5 protein-coding genes are annotated in these 5177 nt (G+C 71.5%); 3 read left to right on the forward strand and 2 right to left on the reverse strand.

Going from position 1 to position 5177, the window contains the following annotated elements:
- Positions 1-85 precede the first annotated feature (85 nt).
- Complete coding sequence (locus Q7T52_RS16350) at positions 86-1390, reverse strand: PhoH family protein (protein WP_304804350.1); 1305 nt, start codon at positions 1388-1390, stop codon at positions 86-88.
- A gap of 405 nt (positions 1391-1795) precedes the next feature.
- Positions 1796-2578 (reverse strand): isoprenyl transferase, encoded by a 783-nt coding sequence (locus Q7T52_RS16355; protein ID WP_304804352.1) that lies wholly within the window; start codon positions 2576-2578, stop codon positions 1796-1798.
- A gap of 88 nt (positions 2579-2666) precedes the next feature.
- On the opposite strand from Q7T52_RS16355, the gene Q7T52_RS16360 reads away from it, so the two are divergent.
- The 3 genes from Q7T52_RS16360 to Q7T52_RS16370 all read left to right on the forward strand — a co-directional run bounded on the left by Q7T52_RS16360 (position 2667) and on the right by Q7T52_RS16370 (position 5065).
- Entirely contained in the window at positions 2667-3593 is a 927-nt protein-coding gene (locus Q7T52_RS16360) for an AIM24 family protein (RefSeq protein WP_304804353.1), read from the forward strand.
- A 199-nt stretch (positions 3594-3792) separates the two neighbouring features.
- Positions 3793-4536 carry a hemolysin III family protein gene (locus Q7T52_RS16365; protein WP_304804354.1) on the forward strand — a complete coding sequence of 248 codons (744 nt, stop codon included), beginning with the start codon at positions 3793-3795 and terminating at the stop codon, positions 4534-4536.
- A 49-nt stretch (positions 4537-4585) separates the two neighbouring features.
- Complete coding sequence (locus Q7T52_RS16370; protein ID WP_304804356.1) at positions 4586-5065, forward strand: SigE family RNA polymerase sigma factor; 480 nt, start codon at positions 4586-4588, stop codon at positions 5063-5065.
- The last annotated feature ends 112 nt before the right edge of the window (positions 5066-5177 follow it).

Raw genomic sequence — 5177 nt, forward strand, 5'->3', positions numbered from 1 at the left:
TCCGCGCACGCCGTCCCGATCCGCTCACTGTAGGCCTGAACACATGAGCGAATCGGAGCCGGGTGAGCAGATCGGGACCAACCCGTCAGCTGAGCTCTCCGCCCTCCAGGAGCTCGGTGACGAGGGCCGCGATCGCGGAGCGCTCGGAGCGCATCAGCGTCACGTGTCCGAACAGATCGTGGTCCTTCAGACTCTCGATCACGCTGGCGATACCGTCGTGCCGTCCGACGCGCAGGTTGTCCCGCTGGCCGACGTCGTGGGTCAGGATCACCCGCGAGTTCTGACCCATGCGGCTGAGCACGGTCAGCAGCACGTTGCGCTCCAGCGACTGGGCCTCGTCGACGATCACGAACGCGTCGTGCAGCGAGCGTCCGCGGATGTGCGTGAGGGGCAGCACCTCGAGCATGCCGCGGTCGAGGATCTCGTCGATGACGTCCTTGGACGTGATCGAGCCGAGCGTGTCGAAGACCGCCTGGCCCCAGGGCGACATCTTCTCCGTCTCCGAGCCGGGCAGGTAGCCGAGCTCCTGGCCGCCGACGGCGAAGAGCGGCCGGAACACCACGACCTTCTGGTGCTGGCGGCGCTCCAGCACGGCCTCGAGGCCGGCGCACAGCGCGAGCGCCGACTTGCCGGTGCCGGCGCGCCCGCCCAGCGAGACGATGCCGACCTCGGGGTCGAGCAGCATCTCGAGCGCGATCCGCTGCTCGGCGCTGCGGCCGTGGATGCCGAAGGCCTCGCGGTCGCCCCGCACGAGGTGGACGTGCTTGTCGGGACCGACGCGACCGAGCGCCGTACCCCGGTCGGACAGCAGGACCAGGCCCTGGTGGCAGGGGTAGTCGCGGGCGCTCTCGAGGTCGACCTCGCCGTCGTCGTAGAGCTCGTCGAGGACGTCGGCCGCCACGTCGAGCTCGGCCATCCCCGAGAAGCCGGTGTCGGAGTCGTTGATGGCCTCGCCGCGGTACTCCTCCGCGTCGAGCCCCACGACCGAGGCCTTGATGCGCAGCGGCAGGTCCTTGGAGACCAGCGTGACGTCGCAGCCCTCGTCGGAGAGGTTGAGCGCGACGGCCAGGATGCGGGTGTCGTTGTCACCGAGCCGGAACCCCGACGGCAGCAGCCCGGGGTCGGTGTGGTTGAGCTCGACCCGCAGCGTGCCGCCGGACTCACCGATCGGGATCGGCTCGTCGAGCCGTCCGTGGCTGACCCGGAGGTCGTCGAGCATCCGGAGCGCCGAGCGGGCGAAGTAGCCCAGCTCGGGGTGGTGCCGTTTACCCTCGAGCTCGGTGATCACCACGACGGGGATCACCACCTCGTGCTCCTCGAAGCGCCGCATGGCGCCCGGATCGGCGAGCAGCACGCTGGTGTCGAGCACGTAGGTGCGGGAGTCGGCCACGGTGATCCCCTTACGTGACCGCGCGCGCACTCGTCGCCCGGTCCTCAGTCAGCGATGGACCGGAGAGGAGCCCGAGCGCCGGAGTGCCGGCGTCCTTCTCCCACGACGACAGCAGCGCTGTCGCCAGTGGTGCAAAGGTCGTGATCGCTCACGCTCGGGCCTCCCGGTTGCGGCGAGCTTCCCCACTCGCCACTCAGGCGACCGTACGACGCCCCGCGGCGGTTTCGTGGCGACACGCCCGAACGCGTGATGACGGTCAGGTGACGGGAGTGTTGCGGGCCTTTCGGGCCACTCGGGTTTCACCGGCTGGCCGGTGAAACCCGAGCTGGGACGACAAAGCATGAGCGTCCGAGCTCGGCATTCACCGGTCGGCCGGTGAAACCCGAGTCACGAGTCCCGCGGAACTCAGACCCCGTGCCGCCGCTCACGCAGGGCGTAGGCGCGGATGGCACGCAGGAAGTCGACGCGCCGGAAGTCGGGCCAGTAGGCCTCGCAGAAGTAGAACTCCGACTTGGCGCTCTGCCAGAGCAGGAACCCGCCCAGGCGCTGCTCGCCGGAGGTGCGGATCACGAGGTCGGGGTCGGGCTGGCCCTTGGTGTAGAGGTGGTCGGCGATGTGCTCGACGTCGATGATCTGGGCGAGCTCCTCGAGCGAGGTGCCGCGAGCGGCGTGCTCGTGGAGGAGCGACCGTACGGCGTCGGCGATCTCGCGGCGCCCGCCGTAGCCGACCGCGACGTTGACGAGCATCCCGTCGACGTCGGCCGTGGCCTCGGCCGCGTCCTTGAGGCGCCGTGCGAGGTCGTCGGGCAGCAGGTCGAGCGCGCCGACGGGGTGGAGGCGCCAGCGACGCTGGCTCGCGAGGGAGTCGACGGCGTCGCCGATGATCTCGAGCAGCGGCTCGAGCTCGGCGGCCGGACGGTTGAGGTTGTCGGTGCTGAGCAGCCACAGGGTGACCACCTCGATGCCGACCTCGTCGCACCAGCCGAGCAGCGGCTCGATGTTGGCGGCGCCGGCCTGGTGGCCGTGCTCGGTCTCGCGGCCGACGGCCCGCGCCCACCGGCGGTTGCCGTCGAGCATGACCCCGACGTGCTGGGGCAGGCTGTCGGAGAGCGGCCCGATGCGGCGCAGCACCCGCGCCTCGTAGGCCGGGTAGAGCACCTTCCGCACTCCCCGCTTCCAGTCCGCCACCTGGCGATGGTAGGACACCCGGAGAGCCTCGCGCCCGCAATCCCGCCCGAACCGACCCACCGAACCGACCGAAGAGAGCGACGTACCGATGACCGCTGACTGGCACCCCGACCCGACCGGCCGCCACGAGCTCCGCTACTGGGACGGCTCGCAGTGGACCGAGCACGTCGTCGACAAGGGCGTGCAGGCGACGTCGCCGATGGACGCCGCGACCGCGCAGCCGCAGCAGTCCGAGCCCGCCCAGTCCCAGCCGCAGTCCCAGCCCCAGGGCCAGCAGGGCCAGCCCCAGGGCCAGTACGGCGGGCAGCCGCAGGGTCAGCAGGGCTTCTCCGGCGACGCGTTCGCCGGCATCACCGGCGACCTCATCGACGGCCGGTTCTCCGAGGTCAGCGGGTCCGGCCCGCAGCTGCAGAACAGCAAGCTGCTCCGGGTGCGCGTGACCGAGCCGTTCATGGCCCGCCAGGGCTCGATGGTCGCCTACCAGGGCAACGTGACGTTCGCCTACCAGGGCGCGGGCGGCGCCGGGCGGGTCCTCAAGAAGGCGCTGACCGGCGAGGGCCTGCCGCTGATGCGGGTCGAGGGCCAGGGCGACGTGTTCATCGCCGACACCGCCAAGCACGTGCACCTGCTGCACCTCAACAACACCGGCATCTCCGCCAACGGCAAGAACGTGCTGGCCTTCTCGGCCTCGCTGCAGTGGAACATCGAGCGGGTCAAGGGCGCGAGCATGCTCGCCGGCGGCCTGTTCAACACGACGCTGCGCGGCAGCGGCTGGGTCGCGATCGTCACCGACGGCGAGCCGGTCGTGCTCAACGCGGCAGAGGCACCGACGTTCGCCGACACCGACGCGATCGTCGCCTGGTCGGCCCACCTCGACACGTCACTGAAGTCGACGATGAGCGCCGGCGCGCTCATCGGCCGCGGCTCCGGCGAGGCCGTGCAGGTCGCCTTCCAGGGCCAGGGCTTCGTCATCGTGCAGCCGTCCGAGGGGCTCAACCTCCCCGGCCAGGCCTGACGCACCCCGGTCGGGCCCCGGCCGCTGCGGCGACCCCGGCCCGGCCCCGCACCTCGATCCGCCCACCACCGCGCCCACCACCGCGCCCACCGGACCCGCCGACCGAGCGCACAGGCGACCCACAGACCCCCGCGCCGGTGTGGCCATGCTCATCCGTGGAGAGGGTCCGAGCCGACCGCCACCCCGCTACCCTCGCCACATGAACCCAGCCCTGCACAACGCCAACGAGGCGGTCCGCGCGGGACTGGAGACGATCGGCGACCGGGCCGAGCAGACCCTGGAGGCGATCAAGCCTCGGCTGCGCGGCTGGCTGCACCTCGCGACCGCGCCCATCGCGCTGGTCGGCGGGATCGTGCTGATCTGCCTGTCCCCCACCTCGAGCACCCGCACCGGGTCGGCGGTCTTCGCGGCCTCGGCGCTGCTCCTGTTCGGGGTCTCGGCGATCTACCACACCGGCACCTGGTCGCCGAGGGTCTGGGCGTTCCTGCGGCGCTTCGACCACGCCAACATCTTCATCCTCATCGCCGGCTCCTACACGCCGCTGACGCTGATGCTCCTCGAGGGCACCCAGCGGGTCGTGCTGCTGACGACCGTGTGGACGTGCGCGGTGCTGGGCGTGTTCTTCCGGGTCTTCTGGACCGACGCCCCACGCTGGCTCTACACGCCGATCTACATCGGCATGGGCTGGGCGGCGGTGTTCTTCCTGCCGGGCTTCATCGACGGCGCCGAGGCCGTCCTCGGCTCCACCACCGCGATCGCGGTCCTCGTGCTGATCGGCGCCGGCGGCGCGCTCTACACGATGGGCGGCGTGGTCTACGGCTTCAAGCGCCCCAACCCCTGGCCCCAGTACTTCGGCTTCCACGAGGTCTTCCACGTCTTCACGGTGCTGGCCTTCGCCACGCACTACATCGGCGTGTCGATGGCGACCTACTCCCTGCGCTGACGTCTCAACATCTCGGCGGCTCTCCTCGTCTGAACAGGCGGAGGTGCTCATGCCGGAGTACGACGAGTTCGTCACCGCCCACCAGCATCGGCTGCTGGGCCTCGCCCACGCCCTGACGGGCAACCCGCACGACGCCTGGGACCTGACCCAGGAGACGCTCGCGCGGGTCGTCGAGAAGTGGCGACGGATCCACGGGGACCCCGGCGCCTATGCGCGCACCGTGATGGTGCGGCTCAACATCGACCGGGTCCGGCGGTTGCGCCGCGAGCGGCCGACGAGCGAGCCGCCCGACACCGCGGTGGCGGCGGTCGTGGTCGGCGAGGTCGACGGCTGGCTGGTCGCCGCGCTCGCGACGCTGACGCCCCAGCAGCGCACCGCCCTGGCGCTGCGCTACGTCGAGGACCTGGACACCCGCCAGGTCGCTGCCCGGATGGGGTGCTCGGAGGGGACGGCCCGCAGCCACCTCTCGCGCGGCACCGACCGACTCAAGGACCACGCCCGCGGGCGGGAGCAGGAGCTGAACCGATGACCGAGTCCCCCACGATCGAGGCCGCCTACGAGCGGCTCAGCACGGCCCTCGACGTCCCCACCGGGGCCAGCGACCTCGTCGCCGCCCGGGTCGCGCAGCGCCGGCGCCGGCG

This window comes from Nocardioides sp. (assembly GCF_030655615.1).
GTDB lineage: Bacteria > Actinomycetota > Actinomycetes > Propionibacteriales > Nocardioidaceae > Nocardioides.